Raw genomic sequence first — 21,337 nt, forward strand, 5'->3', positions numbered from 1 at the left:
CGTCTCGTCACCGCCGGGGGCAGCGCCCCGAGGGGCGCGGGGCTGCATCAATGTGCGGCTCCGCCGCGCGGGCGCGACGGCCACAGACAACCAGCACCCGGCAACACGCCCTAGACGCCCTCCCCCGGATACCGCACCCCGATCCACCCCCGCACCGCGTCCAACGTCCGCATCACCGCCAACGTGCCCTCCAGCGGCACCAACGGCGACTCGGTCTCGCCGGAGGCAATCGCCCGCATGACCTCTCGTGCCTCGTGCCGGAACGTCGTACGCGGACCGTCCGCGGGATCCGCCACGAACTCCTCCGGATCCCGCCCCGCCCGATGCAGAACGAACCGCTCGGGATGGAAGAACCCGGACGGAATGTCGATCCGCCCCCGCGTCCCGGTGACGGACGCGGTCGTCCCCGTGCCGCCGTCGATCGAGCAGTGCAGCGTCGCCAGCTCCCCCGACGCCCAGGACAGCACCATCCCGGTCTGCAGATCGACCCCCTCCTCGGAGAGCACCGCCTGCGCGACGACACGGCTCGGTTCGCCGAGCAGGAGCTGGGCGAAGGAGACGGGGTACACGCCGAGGTCGAGCAGGGCGCCACCGCCCTGCTCGGGGTCGCGCAGCCGGTGCGAGGGCGGGAAGGGCCCCTCCAGCCCGAAGTCGGCCTGCACGGTCCGTACGTCACCGATCGCCCCGTCGGCGACGAGGTCCCTCAGGCGCCGTATGACCGGGTTGCAGTACATCCACATGGCCTCCATCAGGAAGCGCCCCTCACGCCGGGCCAGCGCGACGAGTTCCTCGGCCTCGCGGACGTTCAGGGTGAACGGCTTCTCGCAGAGCACGTTCCGCCCCGACTCCAGGCAGAGGCCGGCCGCCGCCCGGTGGGCCGCGTGCGGGGTGGCGACGTAGACGACATCGATGTCCGGGTCCTTGGCGAGCGCCTCCCAGTCGCCGTACGCGCGCGGGATGCCGAACCGCTCGGCGAACGCCTGCGCGCCGGCCTCGGTGCGTGACGCGACCGCCACGACCTCCGCGTCCGGCAGATCGATGAGGTCTGCCGTGAAGGCGGCGGCGATCCCGCCGGTCGCCAGAACCCCCCACCGCACCGTGTCCGTCGTCATGCCTCGCCCCGCCCCTCGCGTCCGTCCCAGCGGTCTGTACGACGTCGTACGAACGTCGTACGAGCTGAGAGCATAGGTGCCGCACGCATCGAAAGGGGAGGGGCACATGGCCGAAGGCGGGCCATCGACACCGGAATCCACAGCGGACGCGGCGCGTGAGGACGCGCCACGCGCGCGTGCGGGGCGGCGCACCGGACTGCTGGTGACGCTCGTGCTGGGCGGGCTGACCGCCACTCCCCCGCTGGCGATGGACATGTACCTCCCGGCCCTGCCCGAGGTCACCCGCGCTCTGCACGCGCCCGCCGCGACCGTCCAGCTCACGCTGACCGCCTGTCTGGCCGGGATGGCGCTGGGGCAGCTGGTGGTCGGGCCGATGAGCGACCGGTGGGGCCGGCGGCGTCCGCTGCTCGCCGGGCTCGCGGTGTACGTGCTGGCGACCGCGCTGTGCGTGCTCGCCCCGACCGTGGAGCTGCTGGTCGCCTTCCGGCTGGCGCAGGGCCTGGCGGGTGCGGCGGGCATCGTCATCGCGCGGGCGGTGGTCCGTGATCTGTACGACGGTGTGGCGATGGCCCGCTTCTTCTCCACGCTGATGCTGGTCTCGGGGGTCGCGCCGATCGTGGCCCCGCTGATCGGCGGGCAGGTCCTGCGGGTGACGGACTGGCGGGGCGTGTTCGCCGTGCTGACGGTGGTCGGGATGCTGCTGGCCGGCCTGGTGTGGGCCCGGCTGCCGGAGACGCTGGGGCCCGACGGGCGGCACTCCGGCGGGGTCGGCGAGGCGCTGCGCTCGATGCGGCGGCTGCTGGCCGACGCGCCGTTCACCGGGTACATGCTGAGCGGCGGCTTCGCCTTCGCCGCGCTGTTCGCGTACATCTCCGCGTCGCCGTTCGTGATCCAGGAGATCTACGGTGCCTCCCCGCAGACGTTCAGCCTGCTGTTCGGGCTGAACTCGATCGGGCTGGTGGCGGCCGGGCAGATCAACGGCAAAGTGCTGGTGGGGCGGGTCAGCCTGGACAAGGTGCTGACGTGCGGACTGGCGGTGGTCGTGGTGGCCGCGACGGCGCTGCTGCTGATGGCGGCGGGGGCGTTCGGCGAGGCGGGGCTGGCCCCGGTGGCCGCCGCGCTGTTCGTGCTGATGTCGGCGATGGGTCTGGTCCTGCCGAACGCGCAGACGCTCGCACTGCTGCGCACCAGGCACTCCGCCGGGTCGGCGTCCGCGCTGCTCGGTACGTCGTCCTACCTCATCGGGGCGATCGCCTCGCCGCTCGTCGGGGTCGCCGGGGAGCGCACGGCCGTGCCCATGGCGGTGGTCCAGCTGGTGGCGTCCCTGGTCGCGGTGGGCTGCTTCGTGGCACTGTGCCGTCCGTGGAGGACCGCTGCGGGCGCGGAAGGGGCAGAGAGCTGAGCGCACCGAGACTGCGCGTCGACACCCCGGAGAAGGCCGGGCTCGACCCCGAACAGATGCGTCTGCTCACCCGCGAGGTGCGCGACCTGACGGCCGGTGACCGTCCGTGGGCGGCGGGCGCGGTGGTGGTCGCCGGGCGCGGCCCGGTGATCGCGGTGCGGGAGGCGGCCGGGTGGGCGGTGCGCTACGCGGCGTACGACCCGGAGACGGACCGGGGTGTCGAGCTGCCGCCCGCCGAGCGGGTTGCGACGACCGTGGACACGCCGTTCGACCTGGCCTCGCTGACCAAGCTGTTCACGTCGGTGGCTGTGGTGCAGCAGATCGAGCGGGGGACGCTCGGCATCGACGCGCGGGTGGGGGCGTATCTGCCGGACTTCCGTGGCGTCGCCGACAGCGGGGTGACGGTACGGCAACTGCTCACCCACACCTCCGGGCTGCGGCCCGAGCTGCCGCTGTACGACTGCGCGGGCGACGCGGAGCGGCTGGCGCGGCTGCGGGCGGAGACGCCGGTGGGGGAACCGGGGGTGCGGTACGTCTACTCGGACCTGAACATGCTGCTGTTGCAGCACCTGCTGGAGCGGCTGACGGGCCGCACGCTGGACGTGTTGCTGCACACCGGGATCACCCGGCCGCTGGGGATGCTGTCGACCGGTTTCGGGCCGTGTGCCGGGGCGGCGGCGACGGAGGACCAGCGGCGGCCGTGGGCCAAGGCGGACCGGGGGATGCTGCGAGGTGTGGTCCACGACGAGAACGCGTGGGCGCTGGGCGGGGTGGCCGGACACGCGGGGCTCTTCTCCACGGGGTGTGACCTCGCGGTCTTCTGCCGCACCCTGCTCTCGGGCGGCTCCTACGGTCCCGCGCGCATCCTCGGCCCCGACTTCGTGGAGCTCCTGCTGGCGGCGCCCGGGCTGGGTTTCGCGGTGGACCAGCCGTGGTTCATGGGAGAGCTCGCGGGGCGGGGAGCCGCCGGCCACACGGGCTTCACGGGAACGTCCCTCGTCCTCGACCCGGCCACCGACACCTTCCTGATCCTCCTGGCCAACACGGTCCACCCCCGCCGCCGCGCCCCGAACAGCGCCCCCAGGGCAGCGGCGGCAACGCGACTGGCCCGAGCGGTGAGACCGACGTAACCCAGCTGTATCTCAGCCCGTCCGGCGATTGAGGACGAGGCCCGTTCAGGGCCGAGGCGGGGGTCCAGGGGGCGGCAGCCCCCTGGCCGGGGTCGAAGGGGCAGAGCCCCTTCAGGATGGGACGGGTAGGGGCGGCGGGGGCGAAATAGAATCGGCGGGTGAACGTCCCCGTGTCCCCGGCCGAAACTCTTCGCGCCGCCCTCGACCAGCTCCTCGACGGCCTCCCGCCCAGGCAGGCCGCACAGGCCGTGGAGCGGCTCATCGCCAACTACCGGGGCACCACCCCCACCGACGCCCCGATCCTCCGCGACCGCGCCGACGTCGCCGCCTACGCCGCGTACCGGATGCCCGCGACGTTCGAGGCGGTACGGTCGGCGCTGGAGGCGCTCGCGCAGGCCGCCCCCGGCTGGGCGCCCGACAGCCATCTGGACGTCGGCGGCGGCACCGGCGCCGCGACCTGGGCCGTGGCCGCCACCTGGGACGCGGAGCGACCGGTGACCGTGCTGGACTGGGCCGAGCCCGCGCTGGCGCTGGGCCGGGAGCTCGCCGCAGGACAGCCCGCGCTCAGGGACGTGCGCTGGCAGCGCGCCCGTATCGGAGGCTCGCCGGCGCTCCCGGAGACCGACCTCGTCACCGTGTCGTACGTGCTGAACGAGCTGAGCACCTCCGACCGCACGGCCCTCGTCGAGGCGGTGGCCGCAGCCGCGCGGGCCGCCGTCGTGATCGTGGAGCCGGGCACGCCGGACGGATACGGCCGGATCATCGAGGCCCGCGACCGGCTGATCACCGCCGGCTTCCACATCGCCGCCCCCTGCCCGCACAGCGCCGCCTGCCCGATCGCCCCCGGCACCGACTGGTGCCACTTCTCGGCGCGGGTCAGCCGCTCCTCGCTGCACCGGCAGGTCAAGGGCGGCTCACTGGCGTACGAGGACGAGAAGTTCAGCTACGTCGCCGCCACCCGCCTCCCCGTCACCCCGGCGCCCGCACGGGTCGTACGGCGTCCGCAGATCCGCAAGGGGCAGGTGCTCCTCGACCTGTGCGAGGCCGAGGAGCAGTTGCGCCGGACCACGGTGACCAGGCGCCACGGGGATCTGTACAAGGCGGCCCGGGACGCGGAGTGGGGCGATCCCTGGCCGCCGCCCGCCGACGTCACACCGGCTTGACGCCCCGGCCGGCGCACCTCGCCTACGCTGCGCCCCCATGAATGCCATGCGAACGGAAGAGAAGACGCAGGTCGCCGTCGTCACCGGCGCCGGTTCCGGCATCGGCCGCGCGGTGGCCGTGGAACTGCTGCGCGCGGGCTGGTCGGTGGCGCTGGCCGGCCGGCGCCCCGAACCCCTTCAGGAGACGGCCGCGCTGGTGCCCGACGCGGACTTCCTCGTCGTACGGACGGATGTGGCGCGGCCCGACGACGTGGCCGCGCTGTTCGCCGCCGTGCGGGAGCGGTACGGGCGGCTGGATCTGCTGTTCAACAACGCGGGGACGTTCGGGCCGGGCGGGGTGCCGGTCGAGGAGTTGTCGTACGAGGCGTGGCGGCACGTGGTGGACACCAACCTCAACGGGGTGTTCCTGTGCGCGCAGGCGGCCTACCGGCAGATGAAGGAGCAGCGGCCGCAGGGCGGGCGGATCATCAACAACGGGTCCGTCTCCGCGCACACGCCGCGTCCGCACTCCGTCGCCTACACGGCGACCAAGCACGCGCTGACCGGGCTGACGAAGTCGCTGTCGCTGGACGGGCGGCCGTACCGGATCGCGGTCGGGCAGATCGACATCGGGAACGCGGCGACGGACATGACGGCGCGGATGCGGACGGGTGCCTTGCAGGCGAACGGCGAGATCGCGCCGGAACCGGTGATGGACGTCGCCGATGTGGCGCGCACGGTGCGGCACATGGCGGAGCTGCCGCTGGAGGCGAACGTGCAGTTCGCGACGGTGCTGGCGACGACGATGCCGTACGTCGGGCGCGGTTGACCGGCCCACGGACCGTCAACTCCTCAACCTGCACAAGCGGAATTTAGCCATCCGCGCTATTGCACCCGGTAGGAGTCTTATGCTCGACTCTCCTTCACGTGAACTTCACAGTTGAAGCACGATTGTTCCGCAAGCCACTCCGAGGGGGGAGGAGGCAGCCGCCCCACGGCTCCGGGTGGGGGTGGACCTCGCATGGGACCGCGAGGTGCGCTCCGGCGCCGGGGGCGGCTGCCATACCCCGTCTAGGCATGTCCCGTGGCGAAGTGGGTGATCTTGCCGTCCCCGTCGACCTCGAAGTGCCACCGGGTGCGCATCTCGCCCCACGCGTCGTTGCGGTAGTGGGCGAGGAGGTCGCGGCCGCCGCGGGACTCGTTGTCGACCTCCATGTGACCGTTGGAGGAGAAGATCTCCTGGTCGATCCACTGGGCGAGGTCCCGCTCGGATCCGTCGTCCGACATGGTCGCGTCGGGGGTGAGGCAGGCGAGGAACGCCTCGCGGTCATGGGAGTTGACGGCGGTGACGAAGGCCCGGACGGCCGGATCGCTGAGCTTGGCTGGCTGAATCGTCATGCCCGCCAGCCTCACACCGCGCCCGGCGCCCCGCACCCCGAGAGCCACCCGAACGGCGCCCCGGGCGGGCCGGGCGGGTGGCGACGGTGCGACAGTGGAGCGGTGTGGGGGCCGCTGTCTGGACAGGGAGTCACCGTGACCTCTTACGACCGACGTGATCTGGGCCTGCTGCTGCTCCGGCTGGGCACCGGCGGGGTGCTGGCCGCGCACGGCACGCAGAAGCTCTTCGGCTGGTTCGGCGGGCACGGCCTGGAGGGCACCGGACAGTTCATGGAGTCCGTCGGCTACCGGCCCGGCAGGACGAGCGCGACCATGGCGGGGCTGGCGGAGGCGGGCGGCGGCACCCTGCTGGCGCTGGGCCTCGCGACCCCGGCGGCGGGCGCGGCGGCGGCCGGTGCGATGGCCGGCGCGGCGACCGTGCACACGCCCAACGGCTTCTTCAACCAGAGCGGCGGCTACGAGTACGCGGCCACCCTCGGCCTCACCGCGGCGGGCCTGGCCGTCACCGGCCCCGGCCGCCTCTCCCTCGACGCCGCTCTCGGCCACGCGGTCAACCGCGGCTGGATGGTCCCGGCCGCCCTGGGGGTGACGGCGGCCGCCACGGCGGTGGTGATCGGGCTGCGCACCAAGCGGCTGCGGAGGGAGAAGGAGGGCGAGCAGGAGACGCTGTTCGACGAACGGGACGCGATGCAGGGCGGGCCGGACGCCTAGGGCGACTCCGGACGGCGGTGTCACAGCCCCGTGGCAGGCTGCCCCCATGGCAGACCACGACACCCGCACCGACGGCACTCCCACCGAATCTCCGATCGACCTCTGGGGCACCGTCGACGCCCTGTGGGCCTGGCTGGAGGCCGATGAGCCGATCGCCGGCCGTGAGAGCCTGCTGCTGCGCATGCTGAAGCTCTCCGAGGAGGTCGGGGAGGCGGCCCAGGCGGTCATCGGCGCGACCGGCCAGAACCCCCGCAAGGGCACCAGCCACACCTGGGACGACGTCCGCGGGGAACTGTGCGACGTGGTCATCACGGCCCTGGTGGCCCTGCGGACGCTGAGCCCGGAGCCACGGGAGGTGCTCGCCCGCCATCTGGCCCGGGTCGCGGAGCGCTCGGGAATCGAGACGGACACCTCCCGGGTATAGAGCTGATCAAGCCTCGGCGGAGGATGGCATCAACAGGCCGTCAGGGGGACACACTCGCCCTATGAGCGACAGCGGTGCGGGTCTGGGGAAGGTCGAGGTCAAACTGCGCTGGGATCCCAGCCCCTTGGGCAGGTCGCCGCATCACCTCGACATCGTCGCCGCCACCTACCCGGCGGCCGCGCCGCACGGACGTCCGGCGTACGTCGTCCACTACGACAGCCGCTCACCGGACGGCACCATCAACATGACCCGGCACAGCCGGACCGGCCAGGGCTTCGGCTATGTCGAGGCGATGACCCTCGAGTTCGACCGGCTCTCCACCGCCTACGCCCGGGTCGTCGTGGGCGTGGTCATCCACCAGGACCACGGCCCGCTGACCTTCGGTGACGTCTCGCGCCCGGGCGTCCTCGTCACCGAGGGCCACCGGCAGCTCCTCACGGACGACTTCGGCGCCCTCGCCTCGGCCACGGCGGCGACGGTGGCGGAGTTCGTCCGGGACGAGTCGGGGCAGTGGCTGATGCGCGAGCTGATCCACGGCTTCGACAGCGACCCGGCGCTCTTCCCGATGGAGATGGGCCGCATCCCCCAGCCCTGACCCGCTTGGCGTGCAGCAGGCTCGAACGCGGCCGTGCCGCCGCGGGTGGGGGTCCGCGACGGCACGGCCGGGGGTGGGTCGGACAGGTCAGGCCCAGGGGCTGACGACCGTGAAGGAGCTGTCGGCGCGGAACGTGTCGGTGTTCTGGTAGAGGTCCACGCGTAGCGCGTAGCTGTAGTGGCGCAGGTAGCGGCCCGGGTAGTTGTACGACTCCAGGCGGACGGAACCGGCGGTGGTGCCGGGGCGGGCGCAGTAGGTGGCGTCCTTGTGGAAGGTGTCGGTGCCGTTGCTGCTGTCGAAGCGGACCCGGAAGTCCCAGTGGCGCAGATAGCGGCCGGAGGAGTCGCGGAAGGAGTAGCAGTTGGCGTCCGCGAGGCCGGGCACGACGGTGAAGGTGGCGCTCTGCTTGACAGCGCTGCTGCTGGAGGTGCTCACCGGGTCGATGTAGCCGAGGTTGTCGGAGCGCACCACGGCGTACCGGCCGGGGAAGTTGACCGACTGCAGCGACCTGGTGGTGTTGGCGGGCAGGGTGACGCCGCCGGGCACCGTCTCCTTCAGCACGGTGGCATGGCGTATGAAGCCGGTCAGCCCGGGCACCTCGGTGGGCGTGGACCAGGTGGCGAAGTTGTCGTAGCTGTCGCTGTACCAGTACTTCCCGGCGCGGTAGCCGTCGTAGTAGATGCGCCAGCCGCCGTTGTCGAGCTGGACCAGGGCCGGGCCCTCGACCCAGTCGCCGAATCCGGCCCAGTCGCCCGTCTTCTGCTTGGTGTAGGGGCCGGTGAAGCTGGGGGCGGTGGCGTACTCGATGTACTTCGTCGTCTCGTTCTTGGTGAACGCGTGGTACGTGGAGCCGACCTTGACGACAAAGGTGTCGATGTTGTTCGGGCCGATGCCGGACAGTTGGGTGGGCGCGGACCAGGTGGTCAGCGCGGAGTCGGTCGCCGTGATCTTGAAGGCGGTGAAGTGGGTGGCGGTGCTCGCCGACGTCAGGGACACGATGACGTTGACGCTGCCGTCGGTGTCGATGAACCACTCGGGCGCCCAGGTGCGGGTCAGCCCGCTGATCGGGATCGTGTGGTTGTACAGGAACGTCCAGTTCAGCCGGTCGGCGCTGCGGGCGAAACCGATCGTGTTCCCGGTCCAGTTGGTGGTGTAGGTGAGGTAGTAGAAGCCGTCGGTGTGCTTGAAGATGCTGGGGTCCCGGATCAGACCGGACGGCGGGGTGTAGGCGGGGCCCCTCTGCAGGGTGAATCCGGTGGCGTCCGGCGAGTCGTACACATACATGTTCGACTCACTGCTGTTGGTGAACGCGGTCATCGTGTACCGCGTGGCCTGCCCGGCCGGTGGGGCGGCGGCGGATGCGGTGCCCTGAAGGGCGGGGACCCCCAGCAGGAGCAGCATCAGCGGGCCCAGCAGGGCGAGCAGCGTTCTTGCGGTTCTGTTCAACTCTTCCTCCAGGGGCCCCGGCCAGTCCGCTTGGCCGATCGCCATGGCGAGGGATGTGATCGTTCGAAATGCCGAACGATGTGCGACACTTCGAGCAGAAGATAGGTTTGAGCCGTGTCTCCGTCAATGTTTCCGACGGGTTCTCCCGAGAACGACGGATGAGGAGGGCACGGGAATTCACCTCATGCCCTGGAGGTGCCAGATCTGGTTCCTCTTCCAGGTCATGTCGGTCGCCGTGTCACAGGTCCACTGGTGGATCCTCGCGCGGGGTTCGGTCGAGATCCCGCTGACGTCCACGCACTTGCCGCTGTGCACCGCGACCAGCTGGTAGTCCTTGCTGTTGCCCAGCGCCGAGACGGGGTTGAGGGTGAACATCTGGTTCGTGGTGCCGCTGCAGCTCCACTGGATGACGGCGGCACCGTCGGCCGTGGAAGCGCCCGAGACGTCCAGGCACTTACCGCTGTGCTCATTCACGATGGTGTAGGTGTTCGCCCGGCCGGCGACCGGCTTGAAGTCGAGCATCTGCTGGTAGCCGCCCTCGCAGTTGTACTGCTGGTACTGCGTGCCGTCGGCGGTGCTGAGATCGGTGTCGTCCAGGCACTGACCGCTGTGCTGTACCACCGCGACCGTGGAGACGGTGGTGTTCGACGGTGGCAGCAGCGTGATGGTGTAGCCGTCCGCGGCGTCCGTCCACGGCACGCTCACCGAAGCCGAGTTGCCGCTGACGGTCAGGGTCTGGTCGGACACCGTCACCGGCCCCGTCACGGCGCCGCCGCCGTTGTGCGGTATGCGCTGGACTATCGCGCGCACCCGGCTGTTCTCCACCACCGAGGTGGTGTCGAGACGGTTGAGGTTGACGGCGACGTTCCCGGTGTTGCCGTTGCTGCCCAGCAGGATCTTCGCGTTGCGCGCGGAGTTGTCCTTGGTCGCCACCCCGTCGGTGTTCGTACCGGGCGTGAGGTTCACGATGTTGCCGGTCTGGGAGCCGTAGTAGCGGTACGTGAACCACTCGCCGAGCGGCAGGTACTGGCCGGAGCTGTTCTTGGTGAGCAGGTTGGCCGCGTAGTCGTGCAGGTTGGGGCCCCATCCCCAGTTGGCGCGCATGCCGTCGGCGCCGGCCCGCTCCAGGCGGCTGATGAACCAGCCGCCGCCACCGGGGTGCTGCTGCTCGCGCCCGGCGTACTCGTTGATCTGGTACGGGCGGGTGTTGGTCAGGCCCGCGGCGGCGAGGGACGAGTTGGCGTCGCTGACGGCCTGGACGGGGTCGTGTGGGATGGCGTGCCAGCTGTAGATGTCGGGGGCGACGTTGTTGGCCCTGACGTGGTTCAGGTAGGTGCTCCACCAGGTGTTGGAGGAGTTGGGCGTGTTCGCCGTGCTGGGGCCGACGATGAGCTGCCCGGGGAGTTCGGCCCGCACGGCGGCGTGGAACCGCGACCACATCTGCAGGTACTGGCTCTGGGACCGGTCCCAGAAGCCGCCGAGGTCCGGCTCGTTCCACAGGTCCCACTGCACCGTCATGTTGTTGGCCTTGACGTCGGAGATGAGCTGCCGGACGAAGTTGTCGAACTGCGTCCAGTTGCCGTTGTCTCCGGGGAAGGGCTGGCTGGTGGTGCCGTCGGCGCCCCACAGGTCGTGCGGCAGGATGACGAACGTGCCGCCGAGGGCGACGGTGCGCTGGTACTGGGCGAGGGTGGCCCTCCAGCGGGTCTGGTAGTCGGCGAGGCTGGTGGCGTAGCCGCCGCCGTTGAGCTGCGCACCGCCGGCCCGCATGAACTGCCACTTGATGTCTTTGAAGAAGTGGTCCGGCGGCAGCGACCCGTCGGCGGTCAGCCCGTAGATCATGCCCGAGGCGCGGTAGGTGGGGGCGCCTTTGGTGGTCGCGAAATCGACGGTGACGCCGGTGTCCACGGCCTGCGACGGGCCGGCGGGCACCAGGGTCGCCGCCAGGGCGGCCAGGAGGACGGCCACGGACGAGGTCGCTCGGCGTCCGGTGCGGGCTGCGGGGCTGGGAAGTGTCCAGCGAGACTTCATGCTGCGGCTCCTTCGTGAGCGGGGAGGATGGCCGGGGTCGGGACGTCCCCGGGGGCTGTGCGGAGACGGCCGGTCAGCGGCTGTCCCGGTGTGCGTGGGCTTCGGCGAGGAGGAGGTAGGCGGCGGCGGTCCAGGTGTAGGCGCGGTCGCGCAGACCGGTGCCGGTGAGGGCGTCGAAGTTCTCGGCGAAGCCGTGGGTCTCGCACAGGGCCCGGAAACGGGCGCTGATCTCGTCCGCGAGGCGCCGGTGACCGGCGCGGCGCAGGCCGTCCTCGATGAGGACGGTGGCCGGCGCCCAGATCGGGCCGCGCCAGTAGCCGTCGGACAGGTAGTGGGGTGAGGCGGGCAGTTCGGTGGCCAGTCCGTACGGCGTCAGGTGGGTCTCGATCCGGGCGGCCAGGGTCTTGCCGATGCTCTCGGGCAGGTGCTCGCCGAGGGCCATCGGCATCAGGTCCAGCAGGCTGGAGCTGTGCCAGGTCTGCGAAGTGTCGACGCCACGCGCCACGAACCGCTCCCCCGTCCACAGCTCGTCGAGCATCGCGGCCTGGGTCGCCTCTGCGGTACGGGTCCAGCGGCGGGCCTCGTCGGCAAGGCCCAGTTCGGTGGCCAGGTCGGCGAGCTGGTGGAGCTGGAGGACGAGGAAGGCGGCCAGGTCGGCGGTGACGACCACGCGCTCGGGGTCGAAGGTGGTGGCGTTGTCCCAGCCGCTGTCGTTGCCGTGCTGGTAGTGGGGCAGGGCGGCGCCCGGGGCGCGGCGGGCGGTCAGCCAGAAGTCCGTCCACCGTGCCAACCTGCCGTAGATCTCCGCGAGTTCCGTACGACTGAGGGGCTCGGGGAGCCGTCTGCGCAGGTGGGAAAGGGTCCAGCCGTGGATGGGCGGTTTGACGAAGTTGTAGAGGACCTCGGAGTGGGTGACGGAGTCGGGCAGGGCGCCCGTCTCGTCCTGGTGGTCGAACGGCAGGGAGAACTGGTCCCGGGCCAGGGCGGGGGCGCCGGGCGCCAGGGCGAGGGCGTTGAAGCAGTGGTCCCAGCTCCAGACCTTGTCCATCCAGTGCTTGGACATCAGCACCGCGGGCCTGGTGACGAGGGACGCCGGGCGTACGGTCGCCGACCACAGGACGTACGCGGCGAGTTCGGCGGCCGGCGTGCCCGACGAGCGCCAGGGTGCCACCGCGTCGGCGAAGGCGGCGAATGCCTGCTCGGCGGCCGCCACGACGGCGTCGAACGTCTCCGAGGACGTGTAGGGCAGGCGTGCGCTGTCCAGTTCCTCGATCGCCGCTTCCCAGACGCCGCCGGGGTCCGCGGTGACGGTGACGCCTCGTTCACCGCTACCGAGAGCCTGGCTGCCGGCCACCTCGGCGACGGAACCCGACAGCACGGTGACCCGGTACCGGCGCCCGGTCTCGTACGAGGTGAACACGTACGCCCCGTCCACCGGGTCGCGGTAGAAGTAGGTGCCCGTGAAGGGGGTCAGGGCGTCCGCCGCCGCGTCGATGCGCAGGCCGAGTCCTTCGCCGCGCAGACGGACGGTGTCCGGTGAGGCGTAGGCGAGGGCTACGCTCCCTTGCTCACCGGTCCAGCTGAGCAGGCCCGCAGTCGCCTCGACGCGGGTTCCCGCGCGGTCGCCCGTCGTCGCGTCGAGGGGCGTGAGGCGCAGGACCGCGTGCATGCCGTTCTGGTGCGAGACGAGGTGGAGGTCCTCGGCCCGGGTCTTCTCCGCGAGCACGGGAGAGATGCCGAACCAGGAGCCGTGCGTGCTGAACGGGATGTCATGGATGGAGAAGGCCGGGCCGGATCGGGCGGCGGTCATGTGGTGTGACTCGTTTCTTCAGCAGGGGTGACCGGCGGGTGTCGTGTGGTGGTCAGTCCTTGACGGCTCCGGTCGTCACGCCGGCGGCGACGTAGCGCTGGGCGAGGACGAGGATCACCGTGGCCGGCAGCGAGGCCACGACGGCGGTGGCCATGATGGCGTTCCACTCCTGGTTGTTGTTGCCGATGTAGTGGTAGATGCCGAGGGTGATCGGCTCGTGGGCGCCGCCGCTGGCGAGGGTGCTGGCGAAGACGAAGTCGGACCACGACCACAGGAAGGCGAACAGCGCCACGGTGACGACCGCGTTGCGGCTCATCGGCAGCACCACGGACCGGAAGGTGCGCCAGGGCCCGGCTCCGTCCATCTGTGCGGCCTGGAGCAGTTCGCCGGGGATGCCGGACATGAACGCGGTGAAGATGAGGACGGCGAAGGGGACGGCGAGGGTGGAGTCGGCGATGATCAGACCCGGCACGGACTGGAGCAGGCCGAGCTGGAGGTAGATGGCGTAGAAGCCCATCGCCATGATGATGCCGGGAATCATCTGGGCCACCAGGAAGAGGAAACTGAGGACTCCCCCGCCGCGGGGGCGGAGCTTCGCCAGCGCGTATCCGGCGGGCGCTGCCAGCGCCACGGTCAGCGCTACCGTGCCGAGGCCGACGACGAGGCTGGTGCCCAGGTAGGGCAACTGCTGGTCGAACACCGCGCGGTAGCCGGCCAGCGTGCCGTGGACGGGGAACAGGTCCGGCGGGGACTTGCGCATGTCCTGGTCGCGGGTGAAGGACACATTGAGCATCCAGTAGACCGGGAAGAGCATCACGGCGGTGAGTGCCAGGCCGAGAGCGGTCTTCCACCCGGTGCCGCGGAACCGGTGCAGCAGGTTGTTCACGCCGGTGCCTGCTTTCTCTGGACCCTCAGGTACACCAGGCCGAAGACCAGGGCGGCGACCACCAGCAGGTTGCCGACGGCCGCGCCGGGGCCGAAGGCGGGCAGCAGGTTGCCGAAGCCGAGCTGGTAGGACCAGGTGGCGAAGGTGGTGGACGAGTCCGCCGGGCCGCCCTTGGTCATGATCCAGATGATGTCGAAGACCTTGAGCGTGTAGACCAGGCCCAGCAGCAGGGTGATCGCGGACACCGGGCGCAGCAGCGGGAAGGTGATGCTCCAGAAGCGTCGCCAGGCGCTCGCGCCGTCGAGGGCGGCCGCTTCGTAGAGGCTGTGGGGGATGGCCTGGAGGCCGCTGTAGAGCACGACCAGGTTGAACGGGACGCCGATCCAGATGTTCGCGATGATCACCGACGTCAGCGACCACTCAGGTGACGTCAGCCAGTTCACCGGATCGATGCCGACCGCGTGCAGAGCCGCGTTGACCACACCGGAGTCGCTGTTGAGCATCCACGACCAGGTGGAGGCCGACACGATCAGCGGCAGCAGCCACGGCACCAGGAACAGCGCCCGCAGGGTCGCGGAGAGCTTGAAGTGCTGGTTGAAGAAGACCGCGAGGGCCAGGCCGATGGCGTACTGGAAGAACAGGCACACCACGGTGAACACCACGGTGTGGGTGAGTGCCGGGCCGAAGGTCGGGTCGTCGAAGACCTTCCGGTAGTTGTCCAGTCCGGTGAACGGCGCGTTGCCCTGGACGAAGGAGCGGACGGTGTAGTCGCGCAGACTCAGGTCGACGTTCCGGAAGAGCGGATAGGCGTAGAAGAGGACCAAGTAGAGGGTGACCGGGGCGAGAAAGGCCCAGGCGGCCCACTGTGGGGAGCTGGGGCGACGGCGCCGGGGAGCGGTGCTGGCCGGGGGCGGGGCGGCGATGGCCGCCGCCCCGTTCCGGTCACGCACCGGCCGGCGGTCCGGCAGTTGTGTCGTGCGCTTCATCAAAAGCCCTGGGTCGCGGTTGCCTGACGGTTTACTTGACGGCGTCCTGTGCCGCGGTGAGCGCGTCCTTGGGCGACTTGGAGCCGCTGAGGGCGGACTGGACGGCCTTCCACATCTGCTCGGAGATCTTCGGGTACTTGGTGCCGAGGTCGTCACTGGTGCGCCCCTTGGCTGCCTTGACCGCGTCGACCCAGGGCTTCAGCTCGGCGTTCTGCGCCACCTGCTTGTCCTGCACCTCGCTGGTGGGGGCGACGTAGGAGAGGGTGGTGGTGGTGTCGTACAGGTTCTCGGTGCTGGTCAGGCAGGACACCAGCTTCCGGGTGGTGGCGTAGCGGCCGGTGTCGCCCTGCACGGGGAGGGTGACGAACTCGCCGCCGGTCGGGGCCGCCGCGTTGCCGCCCGCGACGGCGGGGATGGGCAGGACGCCGTAGTCGAAGCCCGCCTTCCGGGCGTTGGCGAGCTGCCAGGTGCCGTTCTCCGCGAACGCGTAGTCGCCGGTCGCGAACTCCTGCCAGCTGGTCGTCTGGGTGTTGTTGATGACCGAGTTGGGGGCGTACCCCTTGTCCAGCCAGCCCTTCCAGAGGGAGAGCGCGGAGACGGCCTGCTCCGAGTCGAGGTCGGTCAGCTGGGCCCCGGCGCCCCAGAACCACGGCAGGAACTGGAAGCTGCCCTCCTCCGTGCCGATCGCGGAGAACGTGATGCCCTTCTTGCCCGCGTCCTTCACCTTCGCCAGCGCCGCCGTCAGCGACGCCCAGTCCTTGACCGAGGCGATGTCCACACCGGCCTTCTTCAGGACGTCCTTGTTGTAGTAGAGGGCGAGGGTGTTGGCGCCGATCGGTGTGCCGTAGGTCTTGCCGCCCGACTGGCCGGCGGCGAGCAGGTTGGGGTCCGCCTTCGAGGTGTCGAGCTTGTTCTCGTCGGTCGTGGTGAGCACGCCGGCCTCGGCGAGGGTCGACACCACGGGGTTGTCGAGGATGAGGACGTCCGGGGAGTTGTCCTGCTGCGCCGCCAGCAGCGCCTTGTTCGACAGGTCGCTGGTGTCGAACGCGGTCCGCTTGATCTTCACACCGGCGTCGGTGCCACAGGCGTCCAGCAGCTTCGCCCAGGCCGAGCTCTTGTCGAACTGCGGGTACGGGTCCCAGATGGTGTAGGTGCCGCTGTCCGCCGCGTTCGCGGACGTCGCGCCGGTGCCGGAGGAGCATGCGGTGCTGACGGTGGTGAGGGCGACGACAGTCATGGCGGTGGCGGTGAGACGGCGTCTGGTGGATCTGTTCATCGGGCGTTCCTTGCGTATGTCAGGCATGGGCATGCCAATGCACGGATGGATGGCAGGGCAAGGCAGGCTGAACGGCGCGCCGAGTCGCACAGTCGCGAAGCGGCCGGTTGAACGGTGACGGGCGGCCTGTCAGGCGGTCGAGTCGTCCGGGATCCCTCTTGTGCCCGCGGAGCGGGGGCCGACGGGCCCGGTGCTGGCACGGAGCGAGATCGGCGGGGCGAGCAGTTGGTGGCGCGGGGGTGCGTCCGGGTGGGCGAGCCGCTCGATGAGCAGGTCGACGGCACGCCGGCCCATCTCCTCGGCCGGTACGTCGGCCGCGGTGAGCTGCGGGGTCACCGTCTCCGCCCACCGGGCGGCCACGACACCGGTGACGGAGAAGTCGCGCGGCACATGGCGGCCCGCGTGGGCGAGGCCCCGGTAGATGCCGCCGAGCGCGGCCTCGTTCAGCGTGACGAGGGCCGTGGTGGCGGGGTCGTCGTGGAGGATCCGCTCCAGGCACGCCTGACCCGAGGGGGCGTCGTCCTCGCAGTTGTACGTCCGGACGGTGAGCCCACGCTCCGCGGCGGCCTTGGTGAAGCCGTCCAGCCCCCGGTGCCCGGACTCGTACCCGGCGCGCAGCAGCCGCTCGGGCCGGTTGACGAAGGCGACCCTGTCGTGGCCGAGGTCCGCGAGGTGGTGGACACAGGCCGCCGCCAGCGCGGTGTGGTCCAGGCCGACCCACCAGTCGCCCTCCGGCCGGGCGGTGCGGCCGATGCAGACGGCGGGGAATCCCTCGGCGACGAGGTGGTCGACCCGGTCGTCCTGGAGCCTGATCTCCATGAGGATCGCGCCGTCGACCCGCCGCTCGCCCAGCAGCCGCTGGAACGAGCGGTCGCTGTCCACGCCGCTCGGGGAGAGCAGCACGTCGTAGTCATGGACAGCTGCGGCCTCCACCACGCTGCCGATGAAATCGAGCTGCATGCCGGTGTAGTGCTCGCCGGCCGGCGGGAAGACCAGCGCGATGGTGCTGGTCCGGCCGTTGGCCAGGGCACGTGCGCTCGCGTTGGGCCGGTAGCCCAGGTCGTCGATGACCCGCTGGATCTTCTCCCGGGTCTCCTCCGAGACGGGGCGCTTGCCGCTCAGCGCATACGAGACGGTGCTCCGCGAGACACCGGCCCGCCGGGCAATCTCACCGATGTTCACGGGACTCCTTCGTCGAACCGGTTCGACATTCTCCGGAGGAGAAGGAGACCGGTCAGGTGGGAGGCTGGAGCGATCTTCGAATCCGGCGTCGAACCGGTTCGCGTTAGGAAAGGTAGGAGCCGACCGTGCGGGTGTCAATACCGCGCGCACACCTCGTGAAACACATCGGAAACCGGTCCGCGGGTGTACTGCACCGCACTCAGCCGCGGCGCAAGGCGCCGCGCATCCGCTCACCGGACGCGGCGCGCGATGCCGGTCGCCCTCGCCATGGGCCACTCCGACGGGCCGCGCGCTGTGCCATGGCTCTCGCCCTGGAAAGCGGGCGGGCCACGCGGTGTCCGGCGGACGGCTGCGGTGCACCCGCCGACCGGAGGGTGATACCCCGCCGGGCGGCTGGAGCTGCCGTCCGGGGGGTTCCGGGGACTCATCGGGGCTTTATGGTCGAGGCGGCGAGAGCCGGACGGTCGGGACGAAGGTGAGGCGGAGCACACGTGATCCGGGTAGTGGTGGTGGACGACGAGGCCCTGGTCCGGTCGGGGTTCGGGCTCATCCTGGGCGCGTCCGAGGACATCGAGGTCGTCGCGACCGCGAGTGGTGGCGAAGCCGTCGAGACCGTCCGCCGCGAGCGGCCCGACGTGGTGCTGCTGGACATCCGGATGCCGGACGTCGACGGGCTCACCGTCCTGCGCGAGTTGCGGACGCTGCCGGACGCCCCGGTGGTGGCGATGCTGACCACGTTCGACGCCGACGAGTACATCCTGACCGCGCTGCACTCCGGCGCTGCCGGTTTCCTGCTCAAGGACACCGAGCCGGAGCAACTCGCCCACCTGGTGCGCACCCTGGCCGCCGGCGGTGTGGTGCTCTCCCCCAAGGCGTCCCGGACCCTGCTGCACAGCCACCCCGGCACCGGGGCGGCCGTCGACGAGGAGGCGGCCCGGGTCCGCCTGCTCACCGCCCGCGAGCGCGACGTCCTCGTCCTGGTGGCGGAGGGCCTGTCGAACGCCGAGATCGGGGCCCGCGTCCACCTGGGTGCCGGCACGGTCAAGGACCACGTCAGCGCCATCCTCACCAAGCTGCGGGTGACGAGCCGGGTGCAGGCCGCGCTGCTGGCGCAGCGGGCCGGACTGCTCGACGAGCGCCCTCGGTCGGAGGCCGGACGATGAGCCGTGCACGCGCCGTGTGGCAGCGGGTTCCCGCACCGGTCACCGACCTCGCCCTGGTCGCGGTCGCGGCCGTGGACGTACGGGTGGTGAACATCTGGGAGCACACGCGTCTCGAGGTCGCGCTGGCCGCGGTCGGCTGCGCCGCGTTGGCGTTCCGGCGCAGGTTCCCGCTCGGCGTGTTCCTGCTCACCCTGCCCATCGCGCTGATGCAGGACGTCGCCGTCGCGGTGCTCGTGGCGCTGTTCACCCTGGCCGAACGCTCCCGCAACCGCCGTCTCCTCGCGGTGTGCGTCGCCCTGTCCGCCGTCGCGAGCAGCACTCCGTGGCCCCTGGCCGAGGTCGACCGGACCATGACACTGGTCTTCTTCGTGTACGGCCTGGCGACCGCCGCGGCCCCGGTCCTCTTCGGCCAGCTTCTCCAGGCCCAACGGGACCTGGAACGGCGGCTGGTCGAGATCGAGGAGGCCAGGGAACACGAGCGGACCCTGCACGCCCAGGCCGTGCTCGCCCGGGAACGCGCCCAGCTGGCCCGCGAGATGCACGACGTGGTCTCCCACCAGGTCAGCCTGATCGCCGTACAGGCCGGAGCCATGCAGGTCGCCACCAAGGACCAGGACGCCAGACAAGCCGCCCGCACGATCCGTTCGCTGAGCGTCACCACCCTCGACGAACTGCGCACCATGGTCACCCTGCTGCGCGCCTCCGGCGGCCACGCCACCGAGCTGACGCCTCAGCCCACCCTGGCCGACCTGCACAAGCTCGTGGAGTCCAGCGGGACGCACGCACATCTGAAGGGTGAGCTTCCGCCCGCCGTGGGCACCCCGGCCCAACGGGCCGTCTACCGCACGGTCCAGGAGGCGCTGACCAACGTCCGCAAGCACGCCCCCGGCGCCACGGCGCGCGTGGAACTGTGGCAGGACGGCGACGACGTCGGAGTGACCGTGACCAACACCGCGCCCACGCGTCCCTCCCTGCCCCTGCCCGGCTCGCAGCAGGGCCTGGTCGGTCTGCGGGAACGGGCCGACATCCTGCACGGCACCCTGGAGGCGGGCCCCACCGACGAGGGCGGCTACCGGATCCGGCTGCGCATCCCCCTCAGCACGGCGACGGGTCCGTAGGCGGGCGTAGGAGCGGGGTGGCCCAGCCTCGCACCGCCCGAAGCGCCCCGAAGACCCGCTCCAGCGCGTTGGAGATCTCCCCGACCCGCCACCGAGACCGCTCGGTGATCACGCGTGATCTTCGGCATCACCAGGCGAGCGCCCCGCCGATCAGCACCAGCACGCCCGCAGGGCGTCCGGAACCCCCATCCTCACCGTCGCCGCGACGAACGCCACGGCGCGCCGCGCGACCACCACCGGCGCGGCGAGGAGACTGAACCGCCGGGGACGGAGGCCGCGGTGCGGCATCGTGTCGGGTGCGGCCTCAGGCCATGGCCAGGACGGACGAGACCAGGGCCCGCAGGCAGACGCGCTCGGCTTCCTCGTCCGGCAGGGAGAGGTGCTGCATCGTCAGTCCCTCGAAGCCGGCCAGGAAGAACCTCGCGATCGTCTCGGCGGGCTGGCCGAGCCGGTGACCGGTGCGTTCGGCGGTCTCCTCGACCAGCTTCGCCGTCACCGCCAGGACCTCGCTGTAGTGGCTCCGAAGAGCCTCCTGCAGGTGTGGCGTACGCATGGCGAACATGCTCAGCTCGGTGAGCAGTTGGTGCGAGGCGGGCTGTTCGAGCACGGTACGCCAGAGTGCCTCGGCGAGCGTGACGATGGTTTCCTCGAAGCTCGCGTCCGTGGGCGCGGACCGTGTCACCTGGGCGGTCAGGTCGTGCGTGACCTGCTCCATGACGGCCCGGTACAGCTCCTCCTTCGTGCCGAAGGTGTAGTGCACGGTCGCCTGTGCCACGCCGAGCTCGGCGGCGATGGCGCGGGTGCTGCCGGCGGCGACGCCCTCCCTGGCCATGAGGCCGATGGCCGCCTTGATCAGTTGGGGGCGGCGCTCCGCCGCGGATACATGAGCCATGACACGATCCTATCCGACTCAGTCTGTCGAACAGGTCGCTCGACAAATCATCGGGTGCAGGATGACGGCCGCTTCTGGGCCGGCGGCCGGGCGGCGGGTGGACCGGCCGCCCGGCGCGGGGGCACTCGCCGCCTGTCAGAGGGCGGTCCTCGACGCCTCGGAACGGAGCAGGGTGCTGAGGTTGGCCATGGAGGTGCGCATGCCGGCGCGCATCGCGGGCTGCTGTATGGAGTCGAGGAGCAGTCCCAGGGGGCCGAGGCCGATGGTGTACTCGACCTGGTAGAGCATCTCCGTCACCTCCCGGCCGTCGGCGCTCTGGACCGGGCGGAACTCGAAGGTGTTGGTGACGTCCTGGAGCGGGGCGAAGCCGGTGCCGGTGTCGACGCGGCGCTTGAGCGGCTCGATCTCCCTGACGGTCCAGACGGAGTCGGTCCTGAGCGGGCCGAGGGTGCGGTTGCGCTCGGCGTAGGTCTTGCCGACGGTGGCGACGCCGTGGTGGTCGGTGACCTCGATGGCTCCGGCGACCCACTCGGCGTACCGGTCGGTGCGGGAGATGACGTCCCACACCCGCCCGAGCGGGGCGTCGATGACGGCGGTCTCGGCGACGACGAAACGGTTCATGGCAGGGTTCCC

The 21,337-nt window shown here is 71.1% G+C and carries 20 protein-coding genes; 9 read left to right on the forward strand and 11 right to left on the reverse strand.

From position 1 onward, the window contains the following. Positions 1-110 precede the first annotated feature (110 nt). Complete coding sequence (locus tag ACH5AC_RS21755; RefSeq protein ID WP_398863634.1) at positions 111-1,112, reverse strand: Gfo/Idh/MocA family protein; 1,002 nt, start codon at positions 1,110-1,112, stop codon at positions 111-113. A gap of 106 nt (positions 1,113-1,218) precedes the next feature. Here ACH5AC_RS21755 and ACH5AC_RS21760 point away from each other — a divergent pair, with 106 nt between their 5' ends. From ACH5AC_RS21760 to ACH5AC_RS21775, 4 genes are all read left to right on the forward strand, one after another. Further along, positions 1,219-2,514 carry a multidrug effflux MFS transporter gene (locus ACH5AC_RS21760; protein ID WP_398863635.1) on the forward strand — a complete coding sequence of 432 codons (1,296 nt, stop codon included), beginning with the start codon at positions 1,219-1,221 and terminating at the stop codon, positions 2,512-2,514. After that, positions 2,466-3,644 (forward strand): serine hydrolase domain-containing protein, encoded by a 1,179-nt coding sequence (locus ACH5AC_RS21765; protein ID WP_398863637.1) that lies wholly within the window; start codon positions 2,466-2,468, stop codon positions 3,642-3,644. Before ACH5AC_RS21760 ends, ACH5AC_RS21765 begins: the two co-directional genes overlap by 49 nt. 158 nt (positions 3,645-3,802) lie before the next feature. Further along, entirely contained in the window at positions 3,803-4,807 is a 1,005-nt protein-coding gene (locus ACH5AC_RS21770) for a small ribosomal subunit Rsm22 family protein (RefSeq protein WP_398863638.1), read from the forward strand. Between the two features lie 37 nt (positions 4,808-4,844). Continuing rightward, positions 4,845-5,615, forward strand: a complete 771-nt coding sequence (locus tag ACH5AC_RS21775; protein ID WP_398863639.1) for an SDR family oxidoreductase — start codon at positions 4,845-4,847, stop codon at positions 5,613-5,615. 242 nt (positions 5,616-5,857) lie between these two features. Here the strand turns inward: ACH5AC_RS21775 and ACH5AC_RS21780 are convergent, their stop codons facing one another. Then, positions 5,858-6,184, reverse strand: coding sequence for a nuclear transport factor 2 family protein (locus ACH5AC_RS21780; protein WP_398863641.1), 327 nt, complete (start codon positions 6,182-6,184; stop codon positions 5,858-5,860). A gap of 135 nt (positions 6,185-6,319) precedes the next feature. Between ACH5AC_RS21780 and ACH5AC_RS21785 the strand changes: the two genes are divergently transcribed. The 3 genes from ACH5AC_RS21785 (at position 6,320) to ACH5AC_RS21795 (ending at position 7,914) form a co-directional block, all read left to right on the forward strand. Next, positions 6,320-6,895: a DoxX family protein gene (locus ACH5AC_RS21785; protein ID WP_398863642.1), complete on the forward strand. Its 576-nt coding sequence runs from the start codon at positions 6,320-6,322 to the stop codon at positions 6,893-6,895. Between the two features lie 46 nt (positions 6,896-6,941). Then, complete coding sequence (locus ACH5AC_RS21790) at positions 6,942-7,319, forward strand: MazG-like family protein (protein WP_398863643.1); 378 nt, start codon at positions 6,942-6,944, stop codon at positions 7,317-7,319. A gap of 61 nt (positions 7,320-7,380) precedes the next feature. After that, complete coding sequence (locus tag ACH5AC_RS21795; protein WP_398863644.1) at positions 7,381-7,914, forward strand: TerD family protein; 534 nt, start codon at positions 7,381-7,383, stop codon at positions 7,912-7,914. An 87-nt stretch (positions 7,915-8,001) separates the two neighbouring features. Here ACH5AC_RS21795 and ACH5AC_RS21800 read toward each other — a convergent pair whose 3' ends face one another. From ACH5AC_RS21800 to ACH5AC_RS21830, 7 genes are all read right to left on the reverse strand, one after another. Next, positions 8,002-9,405, reverse strand: coding sequence for a glycoside hydrolase family 43 protein (locus ACH5AC_RS21800; RefSeq protein WP_398863645.1), 1,404 nt, complete (start codon positions 9,403-9,405; stop codon positions 8,002-8,004). A gap of 132 nt (positions 9,406-9,537) precedes the next feature. Continuing rightward, complete coding sequence (locus ACH5AC_RS21805; protein WP_398863646.1) at positions 9,538-11,391, reverse strand: RICIN domain-containing protein; 1,854 nt, start codon at positions 11,389-11,391, stop codon at positions 9,538-9,540. Positions 11,392-11,464: 73 nt separating this feature from the next. Continuing rightward, positions 11,465-13,201 carry an amylo-alpha-1,6-glucosidase gene (locus tag ACH5AC_RS21810; RefSeq protein ID WP_398863647.1) on the reverse strand — a complete coding sequence of 579 codons (1,737 nt, stop codon included), beginning with the start codon at positions 13,199-13,201 and terminating at the stop codon, positions 11,465-11,467. 52 nt (positions 13,202-13,253) lie between these two features. Next, a complete protein-coding gene (locus ACH5AC_RS21815; protein WP_398863901.1) occupies positions 13,254-14,015 on the reverse strand; it encodes a carbohydrate ABC transporter permease in 762 nt (253 codons plus the stop codon). A gap of 68 nt (positions 14,016-14,083) precedes the next feature. Continuing rightward, positions 14,084-15,073, reverse strand: coding sequence for a carbohydrate ABC transporter permease (locus ACH5AC_RS21820; RefSeq protein WP_398863648.1), 990 nt, complete (start codon positions 15,071-15,073; stop codon positions 14,084-14,086). Positions 15,074-15,104: 31 nt separating this feature from the next. Beyond that, on the reverse strand, positions 15,105-16,349 hold the full coding sequence (locus ACH5AC_RS21825) for an extracellular solute-binding protein (RefSeq protein ID WP_398863649.1): 1,245 nt from the start codon (positions 16,347-16,349) through the stop codon (positions 15,105-15,107). Positions 16,350-16,478: 129 nt separating this feature from the next. Further along, positions 16,479-17,531 (reverse strand): LacI family DNA-binding transcriptional regulator, encoded by a 1,053-nt coding sequence (locus tag ACH5AC_RS21830; protein WP_398863650.1) that lies wholly within the window; start codon positions 17,529-17,531, stop codon positions 16,479-16,481. A 491-nt stretch (positions 17,532-18,022) separates the two neighbouring features. On the opposite strand from ACH5AC_RS21830, the gene ACH5AC_RS21835 reads away from it, so the two are divergent. Together ACH5AC_RS21835 and ACH5AC_RS21840 are read left to right on the forward strand one after the other, a co-directional pair. After that, positions 18,023-18,694, forward strand: a complete 672-nt coding sequence (locus ACH5AC_RS21835; RefSeq protein WP_398863651.1) for a response regulator — start codon at positions 18,023-18,025, stop codon at positions 18,692-18,694. Further along, positions 18,691-19,812 (forward strand): sensor histidine kinase, encoded by a 1,122-nt coding sequence (locus ACH5AC_RS21840; RefSeq protein ID WP_398863653.1) that lies wholly within the window; start codon positions 18,691-18,693, stop codon positions 19,810-19,812. Before ACH5AC_RS21835 ends, ACH5AC_RS21840 begins: the two co-directional genes overlap by 4 nt. 304 nt (positions 19,813-20,116) lie before the next feature. Here the strand turns inward: ACH5AC_RS21840 and ACH5AC_RS21845 are convergent, their stop codons facing one another. After that, positions 20,117-20,704 carry a TetR/AcrR family transcriptional regulator gene (locus tag ACH5AC_RS21845; RefSeq protein WP_398863654.1) on the reverse strand — a complete coding sequence of 196 codons (588 nt, stop codon included), beginning with the start codon at positions 20,702-20,704 and terminating at the stop codon, positions 20,117-20,119. Positions 20,705-20,839: 135 nt separating this feature from the next. Continuing rightward, a complete protein-coding gene (locus ACH5AC_RS21850; RefSeq protein WP_398863655.1) occupies positions 20,840-21,325 on the reverse strand; it encodes an SRPBCC family protein in 486 nt (161 codons plus the stop codon). Between the last annotated feature and the right edge of the window lie 12 nt (positions 21,326-21,337).

Origin of the sequence: Streptomyces sp. NPDC018693, assembly GCF_044391385.1 — a bacterium.
Lineage (GTDB): Bacteria > Actinomycetota > Actinomycetes > Streptomycetales > Streptomycetaceae > Streptomyces.